The 18,685-nt window shown below is 69.1% G+C and carries 8 protein-coding genes; 4 read left to right on the forward strand and 4 right to left on the reverse strand.

The window, feature by feature from the left end; all coding sequences use genetic code 11:
* The first annotated feature begins 76 nt into the window (after positions 1 to 76).
* Positions 77 to 12,475 (forward strand): filamentous hemagglutinin family protein, encoded by a 12,399-nt coding sequence (locus AC5P76_RS09250; RefSeq protein ID WP_495222730.1) that lies wholly within the window; start codon positions 77 to 79, stop codon positions 12,473 to 12,475.
* A gap of 222 nt (positions 12,476 to 12,697) precedes the next feature.
* Here the strand turns inward: AC5P76_RS09250 and AC5P76_RS09255 are convergent, their stop codons facing one another.
* Genes AC5P76_RS09255 through gspH form a run of 3 tightly spaced genes read right to left on the reverse strand, consistent with a single transcriptional unit; the run spans position 12,698 to position 14,114 of the window.
* A complete protein-coding gene (locus AC5P76_RS09255; protein WP_317233192.1) occupies positions 12,698 to 13,312 on the reverse strand; it encodes a prepilin-type N-terminal cleavage/methylation domain-containing protein in 615 nt (204 codons plus the stop codon).
* A complete protein-coding gene (gene gspI / locus AC5P76_RS09260) occupies positions 13,309 to 13,668 on the reverse strand; it encodes a type II secretion system minor pseudopilin GspI (protein WP_193395860.1) in 360 nt (119 codons plus the stop codon). Before gspI ends, AC5P76_RS09255 begins: the two co-directional genes overlap by 4 nt.
* Entirely contained in the window at positions 13,668 to 14,114 is a 447-nt protein-coding gene (gene gspH / locus AC5P76_RS09265) for a type II secretion system minor pseudopilin GspH (protein WP_053516372.1), read from the reverse strand. The genes gspI and gspH overlap by 1 nt, the downstream gene beginning before the upstream one ends.
* Before the next feature lie 115 nt (positions 14,115 to 14,229).
* On the opposite strand from gspH, the gene AC5P76_RS09270 reads away from it, so the two are divergent.
* Complete coding sequence (locus AC5P76_RS09270) at positions 14,230 to 14,688, forward strand: general secretion pathway protein (protein ID WP_053516310.1); 459 nt, start codon at positions 14,230 to 14,232, stop codon at positions 14,686 to 14,688.
* 7 nt (positions 14,689 to 14,695) lie between these two features.
* Here the strand turns inward: AC5P76_RS09270 and AC5P76_RS09275 are convergent, their stop codons facing one another.
* Positions 14,696 to 14,971 (reverse strand): hypothetical protein, encoded by a 276-nt coding sequence (locus AC5P76_RS09275; protein WP_229765786.1) that lies wholly within the window; start codon positions 14,969 to 14,971, stop codon positions 14,696 to 14,698.
* Between the two features lie 261 nt (positions 14,972 to 15,232).
* Between AC5P76_RS09275 and AC5P76_RS09280 the strand changes: the two genes are divergently transcribed.
* Together AC5P76_RS09280 and AC5P76_RS09285 are read left to right on the forward strand one after the other, a co-directional pair.
* Positions 15,233 to 16,855, forward strand: a complete 1,623-nt coding sequence (locus tag AC5P76_RS09280) for a ShlB/FhaC/HecB family hemolysin secretion/activation protein (protein ID WP_253118532.1) — start codon at positions 15,233 to 15,235, stop codon at positions 16,853 to 16,855.
* Between the two features lie 38 nt (positions 16,856 to 16,893).
* Positions 16,894 to 18,678, forward strand: coding sequence for a DUF2341 domain-containing protein (locus AC5P76_RS09285; protein ID WP_253118531.1), 1,785 nt, complete (start codon positions 16,894 to 16,896; stop codon positions 18,676 to 18,678).
* Positions 18,679 to 18,685: the final 7 nt, after the last annotated feature.

The following is an 18,685-nucleotide window of genomic DNA, read 5'->3' on the forward strand; positions in this document are numbered from 1 at the left end:
ATCAGTGGCAGGGCATGCGTTGCGCGTGTCTCCGATCACCGCCGCCAGTGCGGTCCACCAGGTTGATGAGGTTACGATGTCGCACCCGCTCCCGTCCGCTGTTCATCCGGCCGCGCCGATGCGCCGCAATCATCCGATGGCCTGGGCCATCGCGGTCGCACTGGGAAGCGTGGTCGCCCCGGCCAGCCAGGCCCAGCAGGCGTTCAGCCCGGCCTGGTTCGCCGAACGCGGCGCAGCGCAGGGCGCGGCCACCCAGAGCGGGCGCATGCCCAACGGCGTGCCCATCCAGTTCCAGTTGCCGGCCCAGCAGCAGGATGCTGCGCGGCAGAAGCTGCAGCAGTCGATCGACAATCTCGGCACCGCCGCGCAGGCCATCGCCCTGCAGAAGCGCCTGCAGGATCAGGCGCGGCAATCGCGCCGGGAGGCCGGGTTCATCGTTGCCGACGGATTGGGCAGGGACGGGTTGAAGGTCGATGAGAATCCGTTGACCCGGGGCTGGATCAACGCCCGCGAGGCGATCCAGTCACAGGGCAGTGACGGACGTGTCCAGGTCAGCATCGAGCAGACCGCGGACAAGGCGATCCTGAACTGGGAGACCTTCAATATCGGCGGCAACACCACGCTGAACTTCCTGCAGAACCCGGACTGGGCCGTGCTCAACCGGGTGAACGATCCGAATGCGCGGCCCAGCCAGATTCTCGGCCAGCTCACCGCGGGCGGCACCGTGTTCGTGGCCAACCGCAACGGCGTGGTGTTCGGCAACAACAGCCAGGTCAACGTCCGCAACCTGGTCGCGGCGGCGGCGCGCATCAGCGACGGCCAGTTCCGCGACACCGGGTTGTACAGCGCGGATACGAATACGGCCGCCCTCAGCGATGCCGTTGGCAAGGTGATGGTGGAGCGGGGCGCACGTATCGCGACCCACGAGCCGACCAGCGCCACGCGTGGCGGCGGTTACGTGCTGCTGGCGGGACACAGCGTGGAGAACGCCGGCCAGATCGAGGCACGAAAGGGCCAGGTGCAGCTGGCGGCCGGCGACAGTTTCGTGATCCGGCGCGGCGTCGGCACCGCAGCCAATACCAGCTCCACCACGCGTGGCAATGAAATCGCGCCGCGCTTCATCGCTGACAGTACCGCGGGCAGTGTGCGCAATACCGGCCTGCTGCGTGCCCGCGAGGGCGACGTGACCCTGGCCGGACGCAATGTCGAGCAGGCCGGCGTGGCCGTGGCCAGCACGACGCTCGCACAGCGCGGTACCGTGCATCTTCTGACCTCGGTCAGTGATGCCGGCAGCACCGTCACGCTCGCCGATGGATCGACCACGGCGGTGCTGATCGAGGACGATGGCAAGGCCACGGCACTGGACACCCAGCGCGACAGCCTCATCAAGGAATCGGCAGAGCAGGATGCGATCCGCGCGGGCGCGCGCTCGGCAACCTTCGACAATCTCTCCCAGCACAACGACCGACGCGACCAGTCGCGGGTGGAGATCGTGTCAGGTGGCACCATCCATTTCCGTCCGGACTCGCTCACGGTTGCCACGGGCGGCCAGGTCATCGCCGATGCGGCGGCCCGCAGCTATGTGGACGATGCAGCACGCGTGGACGTGTCGGGTGCCGTGGGCGTGCAGGTCTCGATGGAAAGCAACAATGTCCAGATCAAGGTGCAGGGCAACGAACTGCGCGATGCGCTGGACAACCGCGACAGCGGCAAGCTGACCAGCAGCGAGGTCTGGGTCGACCGCCGCAGGCTCATCCACGTGCCGGCTGGCACCGGGGGCTACGAGGGTGAGCGCTGGTATGCCGCAGGCGGCCTGCTTGAAGTGGGCGGCTACCTCGACAACCAGGGGCATTCGATCGGCGAATGGGCCGCGCAGGGAGGCACCGTCCTGCTGGGTGGCAGTGAAGTGATCACGCATGGTGGGTCACGCATCAACCTTGCGGGTGGTAGCCTGGATGTGCAGAGCGGCGTGATCCGGCAGAGCTGGGTGCGCGGCGTGGATGGCCAGGTGTACCGCCTTGATGACGCACCGGCGGAGATCCTGTTCGACGGGGTGTACAACGGCCATGAGGTGAAACAGGAGCGCTGGGGCGTCACCGAGACGTTCCGCGATCCGGTCGTGTTCGCGGCGCAGCGTGTCGACAACGGGTATACGGTCGGCCGCGATGCAGGACGCCTGATCGTCTCCGCCCCGACGGCGGTGCTGGAGGGCCGTGTGGAGACCGCCACTTTCCAGGGCGCGCAGCAGAACCGCCGGCCTGATGCCGCACTGGACGGCTATGCACAGGCGCAGACGGCGGCAGCGCGCAATGCGCAGCTCTACCTCGGGCGTTATGACGGCCAGGGCCGCAGCGGCGTGTTCGGTTCGGACGTGCGCGTGGATGACAATGCGCCGAAGACGGCGGCGTGGTCACTGCTGGCACCGGTCGGGGAGGAGCGGCGCGACACGGTATGGCTGGACATCGCAGAATTGAGTGCCCAGCAGTGGGGGCGGATCGATCTGGCGAGCGCCGATCGCATCAGCATTGACGGCCGTCTTCGGTTGCAGGCGGGCGGACAGCTGAACCTGATTGGCAGCGAGGTTGAACTGGCGGGCGACATCGGCATTGCCGGTGGCCAGCTGTCGGCGGGCAACCTGCTGGAGGTGCTGGGCAGGCCGACGGCACTGCTGCACGATGGCCGCGCACGCACCGTTATTGCCGACGGTACCCACATCGATCTTGCCGGTGAATGGAGCAACGCAGCGTTGGGAGAGCCACTGGATGCGGGTGGTGCCTGGACGGATGGCGGCCGCCTGAGCCTGAGCAACAGCCATGACGTGAGGGTGGGCGCGGGGGCGACGGTCGACGTCGAGGCCGGCGCCGCGCTGGACCTGCGCGGCAAGGGTCGTGTCGGCAAAGGGGGCAGCATCAGTCTGCAGGCGAACAGCAGCACGGTGGCAACGGACGGCAGCGGCCGGGTGCAGCTGGGCGACGGCAGCCGGTTCAGTGGCCGTGGCCAGGGCAGCGGCACGTTCTCGCTGGGCACCGGTGGCCGGGTGCGGGTGGGCGATGCGGATCCGGCCGATGCAGCCGCGCTGCAGATCGATGCCGGCCTGTTCGGCAGCGGCTTTGCCCAGTACGACATCAATGGCCATCAAGGGCTGGAGGTTGCCGATGGCACGCAGCTGGCAGCGCGCATGCCGGGCCTTCGGATCACCGCCGACGCGCGCGCCGCGACGGACCGGAAGGACGCACTGGAGCGCTGGCTGGCACCGCTCTACAGTGCCGATCCGCTGAGCGGGCTGGTCCGCCAGCGCAGCGGTGCCAGCGTGAGCCTGCGCTCGGATCGCAACAGCGTCGGCGGCGACCTGCGGGTGGGCAAGGCCGCACTGATCGAGGTCGACCCGGGGCAGGCGATCTCCCTGCTCGGCGCCGGCAACATCGACGTGGAAGGTACGCTGCGTGCGCAGGGGGGACGCATCAGCATCGACGATGTGCGCCTGCCGACCACGCTGTATGCCGGGCAGCGGAGCGAACGGACCTGGCGGTTCGCCGACGGTGCGCTGCTGGATGCCAGTGCGGATGCGGTGTCACTGGCCGATGCCGGTGGCCGCCTGCAGGGACAGGTGCGGGCCGGCGGGCGCATCGAGATCGGCGGCGCGCTCGACTGGGAGAGCTCTGCGTCGGTGGACAACCGTCCGCCTGAAGCCTTCGTCGTGCTCGAGCGTGGCGCGCAGCTGCGGGCAGCAGGCGCCTCGGCGCCGCTGGATGTCGACGGGAAGGGACGGACCCGGGTGGACAGCGACGGCGGGCAGATCGTGCTGCGTTCGGCCAACGCTCTGTACCTGGACGGCGCAATGGATGCCTCTGCCGGCGGCAGTAGCGCGCGTGGCGGCACCTTGGGCGTAGCCTTTGGTGGCAGCGTTCATGCGCGCGGTGCGAGCGAGGAAGTACTGCGCGCGCGTGGCATCACGCTCAGCCAGCGCAGCCCGGTCGACGCGGTGCTGCCGGACCGGCTGGAGTACGGGCACGCGGCGCTGTCGGTGGAGCAGATCCAGGCCGGTGGCTTCGACACCCTGTCCGTGTTCGGTGACGTCCGCGCGGAGGGCGATGTCGACCTGCGCATGGGCCAGAGCCTGCGCATCTACGGGCAGGGGCAGTCAAGCCTCGGCATGGCCGTGGCAGCACCGCAGTCCAGCGGCATTTCGCTGAGTGCTCCGCACCTGCTGCTGGCACAGTCGCACTGGCAGTCGCTGCCGGGTGAGAACCTGGTGGTTACCGATACCGTGGCGTCGTCTGCGGAAGGCGACCACGTGCTGTCGGCGAGGGCTGATCTGATCGACATCCGTGATGTCACCTGGCTGCCCGGCTTCAACCAGGTCGTGCTGGACAGCCGCAGCGACGTGCGGCTGCTCAACGCGGTGTCCAACGGCGGATCGATCAGTGCGTTGATGGCGAGCGGGTCGATGGATGTGAGTGCCGCCCGCCTGTACCCCACCTCCGGTGCGACGGGCTATCTGGTCGCGGGTGCGTCTGCGGCGACCGTGGCGACGCCCGGATACTGGTCAGATCCGGATGCGGTGCTGCGCATCCGGGGTACCGGCACGGCGGCGGCCACTCCGCCGGAGTCAGCGCTGGGCGCGTTGCAGTTGGTGGCAGCGACCGTGCAGCAGGGCGGAAACGTGCAGGCGCCGATGGGGGCGCTGCAACTGGGCGGCCTGATCCTGGGCGGCACACGTGCCAGCCGGGTGGAGCTGTTGCCGGGCAGCATCACCTCCACCAGTGGCGCAGGTCTGGCGCTGCCCTACGGCGGTACCGTGGACGGCGTGTCGTGGAGAAGAGGCAGCAGCAGCCTGGAATCACTGACGCCGGGTGGCATTGCGTCCAAGGGCGTGACCGTAACCGCCAACGATGTGGATGTGCATGCCGGTGCGCTACTGGACGTGTCAGGTGGCGGCGAACTGACCGGCGCGGCATTTGTCTCAGGCCGCGGTGGCTCCGTCGACGTGCTGCGCACTGCGCTGGCCGATGCCAACCCGCGCTATGCGTTCAGTGCCTCCGGCAACCCGGTGTACGCGATTGTGCCGGGACGTGCCGGCAGCTTCGCACCCAGCAGTGATGATGGCTTCGCTGCTCCAGCGGTGGGCCAGCAGATCACCGTACCCGCCGGCGTTCCCGGCCTGCCTGCGGGGACCTACACATTGCTGCCGGCCAGCTTCGCGCTGCAGCCGGGTGCATTCCGCGTCGAACTGGGCGCGACGGGAACCTCCGGCGTACCGCAGCCGATCCAGACCGGCACCGGGACCTGGCGCGTGTCCGGCCAGCAGGGATCGGCACTGGGTGGGGTGGCGTCGCCGCTGCTCACCGACATCCTGCTGACGCCGGCGGCGGTGGTGCGCCGGCATTCCGGCTACAACGAAACCAGCTACAACAGCTTCGTGCAGGCCACCGCCGACCGTCGTGGCGAGGCGCGCGGCTGGCAGACCATCGATGCGCTGGGGCTGACCCTGGCACTGGGTGAAGGCGCTGGCCGCGAGGGAACCGCGGCCATCGACTTCGCCGGCACGGCGCGCTTCTCCGCGGCCAATGAAAAGGGACGCGGCGGCACCCTGGTGGCCACGCTCGCCAGCCCGGCCGTGGGTTCGCTGGAGGTCGCCGCTGCCGGCAGTCCGTCGCAGGCGCACGATCGCGGCGCGACCTTCACCGACGACGCACTCAATGCGCTGCGCCCGGAGCGCATGGTGATCGGCGGACAGTTCAATGAGACGGCTTCGCTGGTGGCGGTGTCCGGCGCGGTGCGCGATGTGGCGATCCGCTCCGGTGCGACCCTGCAGGCGCCGGAGATACTGGTGGCTGCGGCGTCCGGTGGCAGCGGCATCCTGGTCGAAGCCGGGGCGACACTCGATACCTTGTCTTTCGCACGCGACACCGCGTCCGCGCCGACCGTGCCCTATCAGGTCAATGGCGGCCTGCTGGCCGTCTCGAACCAGCGCCTGAACCTGATCACCGGTACGACCGGCGTGGCGGCAGGGCCGGTCGCGATCGACATCGGCGGCTGCCAGACGGACTGCGAAGGCGAGGCACGGCTGGTATCCGATGGCAGCATCGGGGTGGCCACCGATGGCGTGCTGCAGATGCGCGATTCCGCCCGTTATGGCACGCGCCAGCTGGGCGTGAGCATGGCGGCGCTCAACCTCGGCAGCGCCGAGGCGATCGCGCAGGCGGCGGCCGCAGGGGCGTTGCCAAATGGCATGACCATGAACCAGTCCGTGCTGCAGCAGCTGCTGCGCGGCAATGATGCCACCGGCGCACCGGCGCTGGATACGCTGAGCCTGGTCGCACGCGATTCGGTCAACGTGTTCGGCAGCGTCGACCTGGATGCGCGCGACAGTGCCACCGGCCGCGGTGGCCTGCAGACGCTGGTACTGGGCGCGCAGGCCATCCATGGCTATGGTGCGGCGAGCGACCGTGCGCGTATCCTGGTGGACACACTGGTCTGGGACGGTTCGCTGGCGGCGACGCAGGCGGCGGGCAGCGATGCATCGGTGCCGCCGGCCGATCCCATGGTGGACCGGCTTGGCGCGGGGCAGCTGGACATCGTCACCCGCAACCTGCAGCTGGTGCGCGCCCCGTTCAGCCGTCCCAGCTCCGAGGTGCCCGCGAACCGCCAGGTGCTCGGCTTCAGCGCGCTCAACCTCAGCGCGTCCGGGCAGCTGCTGTTTTCCGCGCAGGGTACGCTGGACGTGTACCAGCAGCGCGGCGACTATCTCGCGGACAAGGGCTGGCAGTACAGCGGTGGCAGTATCGGCATCGACACGCCGCTGCTGACGGCCGATCCGGGTGCGCAGCTGCGGGTGCGGACCGGCGGCGACTTCCGTCTGCAGGGCGGCCGCGGCACGACCGGGGGCGACGCGCTGGGCAGCGAACTGAGCATCGATGCGCAGCGGATCGCGCTGGACAGCACGATCGCACTGGCCTCCGGCCGGCTGTCAGTGAACGCGCGCGACGGCATCGCGCTCGGCGGCCAGGCGGCGCTGGATCTGGCGGGACGCAGGGTTACGCTGTACGACGTGGACCGGTACAGCTGGGGCGGCGACGTGCTGCTGTCCAGCGATGCGGGTGACGTCAGCACTGATGCCACCTCACGCATCGATCTCTCGGCGCGCAACAACCGCGGCGGACGGCTGACGGTGAACGCCCTGGCCGGGCGGGCCGATCTGGCCGGTGGCATCGAGGGGGCTGCCAGTGGCCGTTACGACGCAGGTGGCACCGTGGTGCCTTACGACGGCGCAGACATCGTGGTTCGCGCCGGCACGTTGCAGGACTTCGCAGGCCTGAACCAGCGCTTGAACGCAGGCGGTGTCACCGGCGGGCGCACGTTCCGGATCGGTGAGGGTGATCTGCTGATCGGTGATGAGGTGAAGGCGCGCAGGGTCGACATCAGCCTAGACGCAGGCAGCCTGCGCGTGGCGGGGCGCATCGACGCCAGTGGCGAGCAGGTCGGCGCGATCCGCCTGTACGCACGTGACGGTCTGCAGGTGGAGGGAACGCTGGATACGCATGGCACCGGCCTGCGCGTGGACAGCCAGGGCAAGATCATCGACAGCCCGAACCGGGCCACGATCGAACTGGGCAGCGCCGCCGGCGGGATCGACATCGGCGCCGGCGCTCATCTGGACCTGCGCGCGGGGACGGCTGTGGCGGTGGGCGGCGGCCGCGGGCAGAACGACGGCGTGGCCCGCGGCACCCTGAAGATCGATGCGCCCCGCATCGGCGGCAACGATGCGGCGATAGCGGTCGCCAACGGTCTGCGCGTCGAAGGTGCGGCCGATATCCAGGTCAATGCGGTGCGACGCTATGAGGACGCGCCCTTGGCGGACACTGTCGACGTCAACGGCAACCGCGCGCAGCGCGTCACCCAGCAGTGGCTGGACCAGATCGTCGATCCGGACAACCGCGCGTGGATGGACGGCGCGCTGGCCAATGCGGATCTCCGACAACGCACGGCTGCGCTGGGCACGCATCGCCTGCGCCCCGGCGTGCAGGTCCTCGCCCGCCGCAGCGAGGCCAATCCCGGAGGTGACCTGACCGTATCCGGTGACATCGACCTGTCCGGCTACCGCTATGGGCCTGAGGCCGATCGCAATGATCCGGCGCGGCGCGGCTTCGGCGAGTCGGCGTCGCTGGTGCTGCGCGCGGAGGGCAACATCAACGTGCACGGCAGCATCAACGATGGCTTCGCGCCGCCACCGGCCAATCCGGACGAGGCAGGATGGCAGTTGCATGAGAGCCGCAACGGCACCGCCGGTCACACCCCGTTCGGCGGCGACCTGGTGGTGCCGGTGGAGGGCGTGAGGCTGCAGCCCGGTACGGAGTTCCGGGCCGGTACCCGCCTGAACTATGACGTGCCGGTCGAATCGGTAACGCTTCCGGTCGGTACCGTGCTGCCCGCGCCGATGGTGATCTCGCAGAACCTGCGCCTGCCCGCGGGCACGGTGCTGGGTGCGGCGGTGACCACCGACTCCGGGCAGACGCTGGCAGCGGGCACCGTGCTGCAGGAGCCGCTGGTGCTGGCGGCCGGTGCGCGACTGGGGGCCGGCTTCCGCCTGCGCAGCGATGTGCAGATGGCCGCCCAGGACTGGCCGGCCGGCGCGATGCTGCCGGTGACCCTGCGCCTGGCACGGGAAGTCGAGCTCAAGGTGGGTGCGTACATTCCATCGCTGACCAAGGTGGAGCTGCCCGGCGACGCATCGGTGAACCTGCGTCCTGCCGACGCCAACGGCAACCAGGGACGCAACTGGGCGCTTGCCCCGATGCTGGCCGAAGGTACGACATCGTGGGACATGACACTGGTGGCGGGGGCTGACAGCGACGCCGCGGATCCGCGTTCGCGACGCTGGGGAAGCGACGGCAGCGTGGTGCTTGCCGATACCCATCAGGGCTCGGTCGGCACCGTGACGACCGAGATCATCTGGGTGGGCGACCGGGTCCTGACCGAACAGGCGTCACTGGACTGGATGGGCGACACCTCCTATGCCGGCCGTCCGATTTCCGAGCTGGCAGACATGTTCGGCTTCAGCGAGGATGAGTTCTGCGCGCTTTCCGATGGCTATTGCGGCCCCGCGCCGCGACAGGTCGCCGCGCAGGGTTCGCTGGATTTCTGGGGCGATGAATCCTATGTCGGCACGCCGGCAAAGGACTTCGCCGAGCTGTTGGGCATGACCGAGGACGAATTCTGCGGAATGGCACCGGGCTACTGTGCCGGCGGTGGCACCCAGACCGAGGTCACCACCTACGGCAAGCGCGCCGGTACACCGGCCTGGAGTGTCCTGCGCACCGGCAAGGGCGACCTGGAACTGCTCGCGGCGGGCGACGTTGCGATGAAGTCCGGGTTCGGCGTCTATACCGCCGGTACGCCCAGCTCACTCGGCGAGGGCCGTGACGCCGCGTTTGATTCACCGCGCGCGGCGGCGCCCTGGAACACCGCGCTGCTGGGTGAGAACCTGGTGCCGGGCAGCTATGACGCCGCAATCGCGGGATACCAGGCCTGGTATCCCGATCATGGCGGCAACCTGCGCGTCGAGGCCGGACGCGATATCGTCGGTGATGTCTGGACCGCGCGCGCGGAGTCGGGCACCAGTGAGCGCGACTGGGCGCTGTACTCCAGTGCCGCGGTCGGCAATTGGCTGTGGCGGCAGGGAACCGGCAGCACCACCGGCGTGGAGCCGGTGCCGACCAGCTGGTGGATGAACTTTGGCGCCTACACCAACGTGTCCGCTGCTGCTGGCGCCTCTCCGCGGATGGTCGGCTTCACCGGCTTCGGCACATTGGGCGGTGGCAACCTGATGTTGGAGGCCGGGCGCCACGCCGGCGTGCGCGATGCGATAGGTGACGCGCTGGACTCGACGATCGCACCGCGCTCGGGTGCGATCATCGCGGCGGTGGGATCGACCGGCCGGGTCAGCGATGGCCAGCTGCACCTGACCGGCGGCGGCGACCTGCAACTGCGTATCGGTGGCGCACTGAATCCGAATCTGCGGGCGACGTTCTCCAGCCTCAATGCCTCCAGGGCGGGACAGAATCTCGATCTCAACGGTACCTTCAGCAACCTGCGCGGCAGCCTGCTGCTCGATGCGGGACGCATCGGTGCAATGGGCGTCACCCTGGACAGCTACGGGACGCTGGGCCAGCTGCGTGCGGCCGATCTGTTCGCCGCCGACGCCGCCCGCCCGATGGGCGGGCCGGTGCTGGTGCTGGGCGATGCGGTCGCACAGCTGCAGGCGCGGGGCGATGTCGTGCTCGGCGGCGTCGCCGATGCCGGCCGGGTTCCACTGGCCAACTACAGCACGGTGGTGCAGGACAACGGCAGCCGCGCTGCGGGCAGCACCTGGTTCTCCCTGTGGACCGCCAACACAGCCGTGGATCTGTTCAGTGCCGGTGGTGACCTGGCGCCGGGCCTCGCCGGGCCGGAGAACGTGACCGGCAGCAATCTGTGGCCCGAGCAGGTTGCGCTGGCACCGGGCAGCCGGGAGGAGCTGCTGAACTACTGGCTCTATCCTTCGCGCTTCAGCGCCGTTGCCGCCCAGGGTGACATCAAGCTGGACCGGATCAGTGCCGTGACGGGGACGCAGGATGTGATCCTGCTGGCGCCCTCGGCCACCGGGCGGCTGGACGTCCTGGCCGGCGGCAGCATCTTCGCCCGCAGCGGCGCGACCCAGATCACGCGCTCGGGCGCGGATGCGCGCCTGCCGGGGCCGTTCGACCCCGCATTCGTTGCCGAGCAACGCGATGCCAGCGGTAATGTCACGCGTCCGCGGCACAACCTGTCGGTCGATGGCAACATCGCCTCGCCGGAGGCATCGCTTCCGCTGTTCGCGTTCGGCCCGGGTACGCCGTTGTCCACGGTCTCCTCGGCACTGGCACCAAGCCGCTTCTACGCCGTGCAGGGCGACATCATCGGCCTGGCGACAGGCGCCCAACGCACGCTCGACGGCACCGCCTGGCAGCGCACGCAGCTGAACTGGTTCGAGGCAGCAGGCGCGGTGCAGCTGCGGGCAGGGCGGGACATCCTCGGCGTGTCGATGACCGCGTTGAACAGCGCGCCCACCGATATCACGGTGGCGGCGGCGGGACGTGACATCGTGCATCTGGACGCGACGATCGCCGGCCCCGGCAACGTCGAGATCAGTGCCGGCCGTCAGCTGCGCCAGGAGGAGGCGGGCAGCATCGTCAGCCTCGGTGGCATCGTGCAGGGTGACACCCGTCCGGGTGCCAGCATCGCGCTGACGGCCGGCAACCAGCAGATCGATTTCGCCGCCCTGCGTGCCCGCTATCTGGATCCCGCAAACCTGGCCGATCCCGCGCAATCGCTTGCGTCGCAGCCGGGCAGGGCAGTCAAGGTCTACGACCAGGAACTGAAGCAGTGGCTGCAGCAACGCTTCGGCATGGCCGCCGATGGCGAGGCAGCGCTGGCAGCGTTCGATGCGTTGCCGCAGGAACAGCAGCGCATCTTCCTGCGGCAGATCTACTACGCCGAGCTGCGCGAAGGCGGACGCGAGTACACCGATGCGGAAGGGCCGCGCTTCGGCTCCTATCTGCGCGGGCGCGAGGCCATCGCCACGCTGATGCCGGACAGGAATGCGGCCGGTGCGACGATCGACCGTACCGGCGATATCGTGATGTACGGCGGCTCCGGTGTGCGCACCGAGGCGGGCGGCAACATCGAACTGATGGCACCGGGAGGCCAGATCGTGGTGGGCGTACAGGGTGTGGTCCCGCCTGCCAGTGCCGGCCTCGTCACCCAGGGGCAGGGCGATATCCGCCTGTTCAGCCAGGACAGCGTGCTGCTGGGCCTGTCGCGGGTGATGACCACCTTCGGTGGCGACATCCTGGCGTGGTCGGAACAGGGCGACATCAATGCCGGTCGCGGCTCGCGCACCACGCTGTTGTACACACCGCCACGGCGCGTCTATGACACCTGGGGCAATGTGATCCTGTCGCCCCAGGCGCCGGCCAGTGGTGCGGGCATTGCCACCCTCAATCCGATCGCGGAAGTCGCGCCGGGCGATGTGGATCTGATCGCGCCGCTGGGCACCATCGATGCGGGCGAGGCGGGCATCCGTGTGTCGGGCAACATCAATCTGGCCGCGCTGCAGGTACTCAACGCGGCCAACATCCAGGTGCAGGGAGACAGCAAGGGCCTGCCGGTGCTGGCGTCGGTGAACGTCAACGCGCTGGCTTCGGCCAGCGCCGCCGCCAGCAGTGCCAGCCAGGCGGCACAGGATGTGATCCGCAAGAGCCAGGAGGATGCCCGGCGCAACCAGCCTTCGGTGATCAGCGTGCAGATCCTGGGCTTCGGCAACGCCAGCAGCAGCATCAACCCGCCGGCACGCGGCACGACCGCGGCCAGCGGCTACGACGTAGACAGTGCTTTCCAGTTCCCGCAGGCCCGCGAACCGCAGGCGCGTGGAGAGGGTGGCACACAGCGGCGATAGTTGCCGGGGATGATCCACGCGGTGCGTGGCGATCCGCAATCGGGCCCGCTGCCACGGAGCGGTGGCGGCCCCCCGCCAGGACGGCACGGAGGGCAGGGAGCAGCCATCGGCGGTGAGGAGCACCCACAGGCGCCACCGGGCGCGGGACAGCGCCCGGTGGCCGGGATGGCGGACGCTGCGCCCCGGATGACGTGGGTCGACGGCGTGCAGCTGCGTCTGCGGCTAGAGTTCAAGGACGCGACGGTAGCTCAACGGACCGCGGCCATCACGCAGCCGCAGCCTCAGTTCCAGCCCGGTGGCCGGCAGCAGCAGGCCCTGGCTGGGCAGCGTCGTCCAGCCGGCGCCCGGCTGCCAGGCGCGCACATCGAAGAACTGGACATCGTGCGCCACGGCCAGCCCGCGTGACTGCTCTGGTGGCGGCAACGGATAGCGATCCGATGGCGGCCCGCTGGCCCGCCACAGGGTATTGCCCTGGCGCCACCAGCGCACCCGCTGCCAGCGCAGCCCGTCGCTGCCGACGCTGCGGGTGATCTCCAGCGCGAAACTGCCGTCGGCCTGCCGTTCGCTGACCAGCGCCGGCGGCAGCAGGCGCTGTGGCTGGTCAGCGGGGCGTACCGCACCATTCATCAGGGCATCGTCCGCGCGCATCTCGATGTCGCGCTGGAACTGCTGCAGCACCCGCAATGCGGCATTGGTGCCTGCATCAGCCTGGCGCAGTCGCTGGTCACTGGTGGACACGCTGTCCAGCGCACGCCAGCAGATCACGGCCAGCACGCCCATGAGGGTGATCGCGATCATCACTTCGATCAGGGTGAAGCCCTGCACGCGCCGTTTCACGGTGCAGCGGTCCATGGCAGCAGCATGCGTGCCAGCGACTGCGTTGGTGCATCCTCCGCCACCACGATGAGCTCCAGCAGCGGCTGCCCGTCGCTGCCGCTGCCCAGATGCTGCCGCACCAGGAAGCGGCTGCGACCCTGCACGCAGCGCTGCTGCACATCCGCGGGCGGTTGCGCGGCCAGCCGCAGTTCCTGCCAGCGGTCCTGTGCGCACAGCAGTGCCAGACGTCGGTCGCGCAGCCGCGACTGGTCATCGGTTGCCACTGCCACCGAGCGCATCACCGCCGCCAGCGCGACTGCCACGATGGCCAGTGCGATCAGTACCTCGATCAAGGTGAACCCCCGCCGCGGCCCCATCACTGCACGACCTGCAGCTGTCCACTGCCGTCGTCGCGAAGGCGCAGCTGTCGCCCCTGCAGCGACAGCGCCAGCTCCCACGGCACGCCGATCCATTCCGGACTCAGTTCGATGGCTGCCGCCGGCTGTACGGCGATGCCCGGGCTCTGCCACCGCTGGGGGCGCAGCAGGTCGTCGCGCTGCACGTCGGTCCAGCGGTCGCCCTCGCGTCGGCTGAAGCGGTAGCCCTCGGCATCCGCCTGCCAGCGGAGGCTGCGGCCATCGATGCGGGCCTCATCGCGTGCCACCTGCAGGCGTTGCGCCAATCGCTCGCCTTCCTGACGGAGCTGGCGCGCAGGATCGAGCAGTGTGCCCAGGCCCAGGCCGATGGCCGTTGTACAGATGCCGATGATGACCAGCACCACCATCAGTTCCAGCAGGGTGAAGCCGCGCGGGATGCGCCGCATCGACATCGCCTCCTGTGCCTGCCGATCGCGGACAGGGTAGCGGCGGATGATGAAACAAAAGCGTCAGCGGCGACTGCTAGCGTGGTGGCCGTCAATGTCGACGAAGGTGCGGAACATGGACGGCAGGCGCTGGGATCGCAATCACCTGCTCACACTGCTGGCGGCGACGCTGCTGCTGGCCGTGATGGCCTACTGGGGCATTGCCCTGTTCGCTGCAGGACCACCAGCGGCGGCCAGCGCGGTAAGGCCGTCGACACCGGCCCGGCCACCGTTCGACGCTGCGGCCAGCGCTCCGCTGGTGCGGCTGCTGTCACCGGGTGCGATCCACACCGAGGTAGTGGTACTGGGTGTGATGGCCAGCGCGCACGCACCGCTGGCACTGCTGTCGGTCGATGGTGGCGCGGTCGATGCCTATGTGCCGGGGCAGCGCCTGGGACCGTCCACGGTACTGGCCGGCATCGGCGCAGAGACCATCGAACTGCAGCAGGCGGGGCGGTCGCGCAGCCTGCCGGTGCCCGCGCTGCCGCCCGTTCCTGCCGACGGCATCGTGCCTGCCGCTGCGGGGCGGCACTGAGGCGCGATCAGCGAGAGGGGCGCTGCGGTGTCACCGAGCGGCCAAAGGCGTCGCCCATCCGTTGCCGGGTGCCTTCCAGGTTGTACTGCATGAGCTGGTTGCCGGGCTGCCGCATCAGCCGCTCCGACTCGGACAGGCGCGGTGATCGTGCACGCGGCGGTGCCGGTGCGAGCCTGCGCTGCAGACATTCCCAGGCCGGAATGCGCTCTCCGTTGACCTGCACGTCGATGCAGGGCGGTGTGTCCGCGCGCGTTGCGCGGTCATCGGCGTGCGCAATCGGCATCGCGATGGACGCGAGCAACGCCACGGCAGGCCAGCGCCATGCAATCAGGATCATGCTCATCTCCTATCTCCCGCCACCCCATGTCGGCTGCTTCATGGACGGGTGGCGGGCGCAGTGTCCGCCTGCGCGCATTCCGCCGCCGTCAACAGATGACAGTGCTGTCACAAAACTGTTGGCGGCTTTGACGCGCCCTGCACGTCCTGTGGGTAGACCCACGCGCCGCTCCCTGGCCACTTCCTTCGATACGACGCGATGCCTTCAATGACGCCTGTTCCGTGCCGAGCTGTCCGACTCCCGCTGCGCCTGCGTCCGCGGGTACTCGCGCTGGCCGTGGCGTCCCTGCCATTGCCGCTGCTTGCGCAGGATGCCACGCCGGCGGCCAGGGTGAACATCAACGAGTACATCGTGCGCGGCAACACCGTACTTGATCCGCGTCTGATCGAGCGCGCCGTTGAGCCCTATCTCGGCCCGGGCAGGACGTTGGCCGACGTCGAGCAGGCGCGCGATGCAGTCAGCGCGCTGTACCAGCAGGCGGGATACCAGTCGGTGTACGTGGAACTGCCCGAGCAGCAGGTCAGTGCCGGCGTGGTGCTGCTGAAGGTGCAGCAGACGCCGATCGGCGAACTGCGCGTGGTCGGTGCGGCGCCTGCTGCGGCGGCGCGGATCCGCGCACGGGTACCGGCGCTGGCCGAGGGCCAGGTGCCGGATTTCGACCGGGCGCAGAAGGAACTGACCGCGCTCAACGAAGGCGGTCGCCGCCAGGTGATGCCGCTGGTCCGTGAGGGAAAGACGCCCGGCACGATGGACGTGGACCTGCAGGTGGAAGAAAAGTCGCCCTGGCGAGCGAGCGCCGCACTCAACAATGACCGCAGTGCCGACACCGAGAAACTGCGCCTGAGTGCCTCGCTGGCGCATGACAACCTGTGGGGACGCGGGCACAGCGCCAGTCTCGGCGTGTTCCTCGCTCCGCAAGATACCGATCAGGCCAAGGTGTTCTCGGCGTCGTACACGCTGCCGTTTGAAGGCAGCCCCTGGAGCCTGGAGGCATCGGGCTATACCTCCGACAGCCGTGTGCTCAATGCCGGCGGCCAGGGGGGCGCGGGAACCGGCACCAACGTGATCGGCAATGGTCATTCGATCGGCCTCAAGCTCAATTACCGCCTGCCCGGCAGCACTGCATGGTGGCGGCAGCTCAGCCTCGGCGTCGACTTCAAGGACACCGAGGAGGACACCTGGATGGGCAGCGACAACCTGAAGACTCCCCTGAAGTACGCACCGCTCACGCTGGCATTCGTGGGTGTGCGCCAGGGCGAACAGGACCAGCTGAGCATCAGCACGCAGTTGGTGGCCGGAACCCGCCGCCTGTTCGGCTATGGCAGCAATGGGTACGACTTCAGCCAGAAGCGGGCGTGGGCCGATCCCAGCTTCGTGGCACTCAAGGCCGATGTGTCGAATACGCATACCTTCGGCAGCGATTGGCAATGGTATGCACGCGGGGCCCTGCAGGTGACCGATGCGCCACTGGTCTCGGCCGAGCAGTTCGCCGCCGGTGGCATGTACACCGTGCGCGGCTACCTGTCGGCCGAGGCGATCGGCGACTACGGCGGTGTGGCGAACCTGGAATGGCGCACCCCGGCATGGCCGCTGTGGAGCGGTAGCCAGCTTCGCGTGTACAGCTTTGCCGACGCGGCCTACCTGCGCCTGCGGCGGCCGCTGCCCGAACAGCGCGACCAGTACAACCTGGCCTCGGTCGGGCTCGGCGCGCAGCTGCGCCTGGGAGATCACCTGCAGTTGCGCCTGGACTATGCGTGGCCCTATGCCGATGGGCCGGTGACCCGCAAGGACGACCCGCGGCTGCATTTCAACATCAGCACCAGTTACTGACCCTTCCCTTGAACATGCGTTCTCCGGAGACCCCTCGCATGGACCGTTTGCTTTCCCGGATGTTGCTGCTGCTGGCCGCGCTGATCGCGCTGCCCGCCGCTGCGGCCGATGCCAGCTGGTGGCAGGCCGAATGGAAATACCGCAAGCCGATCACGATCGACGCAGGCCCGCAGGGTGCCGGTCTGGCAGGCGACCCCGGTCGAACCCCGCTGCTGCTGCGCTTGCATACGGGCAACTTCGGTTTCGACGGCACCCAGGATGCCGGCAGCGATCTGCGTTTCGTGTCGGCGGACGGGCGCACCGTGCTGGCGCACCAGATCGAACAGTTCGACCCGGCGCTGGGGCTGGCCCTGGTGTGGGTGGATGTGCCGGCCGTCAGCGCCGCCGCACCTCAGACGATCTGGATGTACTACGGCAACGACAAGGCGCCGGCCAGTGGCAATGGACAGCAGGTATTCGATCCGGACTACACGCTGGTCTACCACTTCGCCGACGCCAATGCCCCGGCACGTGACACCACGGCCTACGGCAACAACGCGGGCGCAGTGGTGCCGGCCGCCGAAGGTTCGGTGATCGGTCGCGGCGTGCAGTTCGCCGGCACTGCGCTGCCGCTGCCAGCCAGTGCTTCGCTGGCGCAGGAGGCCGGCGCGCCATTGACCGTGTCCGCGTGGATCAAGCCGGGTGCACAGAATGCGGCGCAGGCCATCTATGCCCGTCGCGATGGCAGCGCGGAACTGCTGCTGGGCATCGACAACCGGGTGCCGTTCGTGCAGCTCAATGGCCAGCGCAGCACGCCTGCGCAGCCGATTCCGGAGGGACAGTGGGCGCATCTGGCGCTGACGGCGGAGAAGGGGTCGCTGCAGCTGTATCTCAATGGCCACGTGGTGGCGCAGCTCAGCGGCGAACTTCCGGCCATGTCCACCGCAGCGGTGGTGGGCGCTGATGCGCCGGGTGCCGAGCAGCCGCTGGCCGACTTCGATGGTGCGCTGGATGAACTGCGGATTTCTCGCGTTGCGCGCCCGGCGGCACTGCTGCTGGCCGATGCCACCGCGCAGGGCGCTGACTCACGCCTGATCAGCTATGGCGCCGATGAGCAGTCCACGGGCCAGAGTCACTTTGGCTTCATCCTGAAGGCGATGCCGTTCGACGCCTGGGTGGTGGTGGCCATCCTCGGCCTGATGATGCTGATGTCGTGGGCGATCATGATCGCCAAGAGCCGTCACTTCGGCCGCACCGGCAAGGCCAATGCGGTGTTCACTGATGCTTTCGGCAAGCTGGCCGGCGTGCCGCTGCGCACGCTCTCGGACATGGACCGGCAGGGCCAGGCACCGGCGGCCATGCGCGACGGTTCACTGTGGCGCATCTACCAGGTGGCCATCGATGAGATGCAGCAGCGCCACCAGCGCGACGGCAACGGCGGCTATCTGAGCGCGGCGACCATCGCGGCGATCCGCGCATCGATGGATGCGGTGATGGTGCGCGAGCAGGAGGCGATGTCGCGTCGCATGAACTGGCTGTCCACCACGATCGAAGGCGCGCCCTATGTGGGCCTGTTCGGTACGGTGATCGGCATCATGCTGGTGTTCGTGGTCGCGGCGATGGCCGGTGCGGTGGACATCAATTCGGTCGCGCCGGGCATGGCGGCGGCCTTGCTGTGTACGGCCGCCGGCCTCGGCGTCGCGATCCCGGCACTGTTCGGCTACAACTGGCTGGGCGCACGCGCCGAGGCCATCGGTGCCGACATGGCCGTGTTCATCGACGAATTCGCCGCCCGCCTGGCTGAAGAGCAGGACGGGCGCGGCCCGGCCCCGGTGCAGGGCTGAGGAGCGC

Source organism: Stenotrophomonas sp. YJH_SMC_36 (assembly GCF_059369935.1).

Bases quoted from the DNA above. Each gene is read 5' to 3' on its own strand.
- AC5P76_RS09270 (WP_053516310.1), top strand. From the start codon at position 14,230: ATGGACGGCAGGCGCTGGGATCGCAATCACCTGCTCACACTGCTGGCG.
- AC5P76_RS09250 (WP_495222730.1), top strand. From the start codon at position 77: ATGTCGCACCCGCTCCCGTCCGCTGTTCATCCGGCCGCGCCGATGCGC.
- gspI (WP_193395860.1), bottom strand. From the start codon at position 13,668: ATGGGGCCGCGGCGGGGGTTCACCTTGATCGAGGTACTGATCGCACTG.
- AC5P76_RS09285 (WP_253118531.1), top strand. From the start codon at position 16,894: ATGGACCGTTTGCTTTCCCGGATGTTGCTGCTGCTGGCCGCGCTGATC.
- gspH (WP_053516372.1), bottom strand. From the start codon at position 14,114: ATGCGGCGCATCCCGCGCGGCTTCACCCTGCTGGAACTGATGGTGGTG.
- AC5P76_RS09275 (WP_229765786.1), bottom strand. From the start codon at position 14,971: ATGCCGATTGCGCACGCCGATGACCGCGCAACGCGCGCGGACACACCG.
- AC5P76_RS09280 (WP_253118532.1), top strand. From the start codon at position 15,233: ATGACGCCTGTTCCGTGCCGAGCTGTCCGACTCCCGCTGCGCCTGCGT.